The sequence below is a fragment of the Rhizobium sp. Root1220 genome (genome assembly GCF_001426265.1).
In the GTDB taxonomy this organism is placed as follows: domain Bacteria; phylum Pseudomonadota; class Alphaproteobacteria; order Rhizobiales; family Rhizobiaceae; genus Rhizobium.
In genome coordinates, this window is the sequence record NZ_LMDG01000027.1 from 1 (window position 1) to 2,421 (window position 2,421).

Consider the following 2,421-nt stretch of genomic DNA (forward strand, 5'->3'; position numbering starts at 1 on the left):
CGATCCCCCCATAAGACACGTCGCTAACGACGTCGTTAAACACGTGTCTTAGGCCATTAAGGCATTATGCGGCAGGCGGTGCCAATCGGGCGGTTACAATCAGTATGAAATCCCGACAGCCTTCGCGAGCCTGTTGCTAGCGGTCGTCTTCACCGTCTGGAGATTTGGCGTTGGGCCAGGATTGCTTGCCTCAATCTTGGCGATCTTGAGCGTTCGGTTCTTTTTCCTGGCCCCTCAATACACATTCGATCCGGGCTTGATGGGGAATGAGGCGCTAAGGCGTTTCTTGCTCTACGGCGAGTCAATCTTTCTCATCTGGTTGCTGGGGTCCGCACAGCGCAGGGCACAGGAACGGTCAAGGCGAAGCGAGGGCTACCTTGCGGACGCGCAGGCGCTGAGCCGGACCGGCAGCGTCGGTTTTACGGCTCCTGATAAGAACATGTTCTGGTCTACCGAAACTTACCGCATTCTCGGTCTCGACCTCCGAACGACCCCGAGCATGAAGAAGATGCTGGAACGGATTCATCCTGAGGACCGTGCCATGGCTTGCCGTGCCTTCTATTGTGTGACGGAACCAAGCGAAGCCATAGAATTCGAGCACCGGATCGTAACTGAGGGCGGGTCCACGAAGCATCTGAGGATCTGCGGAAAGGCCGAGCAGCAGGTGGAGGGTGCGGTTCGCGTTTCTGCGGCTATGATGGACGTGACCGAAACCAGACGGATAAGCGCCTCTTTGCGCAAGGCTCAGTCCGAACTTGCGCACGTAGCAAGGCTGAACACGATGGGTGAGTTAGTTGCTTCCATCACGCATGAAATCAACCAGCCGCTCGGTGCAATGAAGCTCAGTGCCAATACGGGCCTCAGATGGCTCAACCGAGATACCCCGGAGTTGGAGAAAGTGGGCGCCAGCTTGAAACGAGTTTCCGAGAATGCCACGCGCGCTGAGGCGCTGATTTCAAAGCTTCGTAACATGGCCAAGAAAGGCGAGTTCGAGGCTGTTCCGATTAGTCTCAACCAGATCGTCAGCGACGTTATCGAGCTTTTGCACGGGGAGGCCAATGAGCGCGGCATCACTTGCGTGGCCGATCTGGACACGGACCTGCCCCTTGTTAAGGGAGATGAAGTCCAGTTGCAGCAGATCGCCGTCAATTTGGTGATGAACAGCTTTGACGCGATGGCGGCGTCGCTTACCCATCCCCGGCAGATCGTCGTGCGCTCCCGCAACCGTGCGGACAGTGTTGCGCTCGAAGTCGCAGACACCGGGCCCGGCATTCGCCCCGACATGCAGGACCGACTGTTCGACGCATTTTTTACCACCAAGAGCCACGGTATGGGGATGGGCCTGTCAATCTGCCGGTCAATCGTGGAGGCGCATGACGGCACGATCGAGGCATTCAATAATGAACTTGGTGGTGCGACCTTTCGAATTGCGTTGCCGGTCCGTTCGACAGAAACATTGGAACCCTCGGCGACCTCGCGACCCACCACGTTTAACGCAGAGGCGCGCATAGGCTAAAGCGGCAACCAGGTTCAGTGCCGGCCTGGCGGCAATGCGTCGACGCGGCTTGGTGCCAACCGCTTAAAAGTGAGGAGTTTGGAAATGCCACTGTATTCCATTCTAACGCAGGCGGGGATGCTCGACCAGAATGCCAAGGTCGAGCTTGCCGAGAAACTGACGGCGCTACATTGCGAGTATGCGGGCGTTCCGGCCAACTGGGTGCACATCATATTTCAGGATTATCGAACGGGTGACGGCTTCATCGCCGGCAAGCCAGCGGCAACCACGTCCCTTACGCTGCTCATTCGAACCGGTCGAACCGCTGACTACAAACGAGGCCTCCTCACACGCCTATGGGCTCTCGTTCAGTCGGCAACGGGCGCATCCGATGAAGAAATCGTGCTCGGGATTCATGAAGTGCCTCCGAGCCAGGCGATGGAGATGGGCAAACTCATGCCCAACGTGAGTGAGAGCCCGGCCGATACCCAATAGTTCCAATCGGGCTATTCGTGTCCATGCTGGCAAAGTCTAGTTCAGCTCATTTTTACGCGCGCCGCCCTTGGTGTCGGTGAATATTATCGACGGTCGGGAGAATTGCTGACAAGCGGAAGTCACTTCCCCGAAATTCAGGATAATGTTGGCGTTCGCGACACTGTGGGCAATCCGGAACCTTGTCCAATCCCTTCGGCGTTTGCCGAGAACTGACAACCGCATGTGACGCTCTAGAAGTAGCGGGAGGCTTTGCGCCTTCAGGTCTTCACCTTTGGAAACAGCAGGACGGCTACCTCGACAAGCTCTAGCACTACTTTGGCAGATTAACCGGCTGTTAACGATGATCGGCCATCTTTGGCACCTCAAAAGGGGTGCGGTGGATGGTGGATCAGGATATTGCACTGACGGATTGGCTGAAGCCGTTCGTTGAG

General features: G+C 56.8%; 2 protein-coding genes. Both read left to right on the forward strand.

Going from position 1 to position 2,421, the window contains the following annotated elements; translation table 11 throughout:
- Nucleotides 1-109 precede the first annotated feature (109 nt).
- A complete protein-coding gene (locus ASC90_RS17100) occupies nt 110-1,516 on the forward strand; it encodes an ATP-binding protein (RefSeq protein ID WP_280138330.1) in 1,407 nt (468 codons plus the stop codon).
- An 84-nt stretch (nt 1,517-1,600) separates the two neighbouring features.
- Entirely contained in the window at nt 1,601-1,990 is a 390-nt protein-coding gene (locus tag ASC90_RS17105) for a tautomerase family protein (protein WP_082519961.1), read from the forward strand.
- Nucleotides 1,991-2,421 lie beyond the last annotated feature (431 nt).

Excerpts from the sequence above, each read along its gene's own strand:
- ASC90_RS17105 (WP_082519961.1), top strand. The coding sequence starts at position 1,601 with ATGCCACTGTATTCCATTCTAACGCAGGCGGGGATGCTCGACCAGAAT.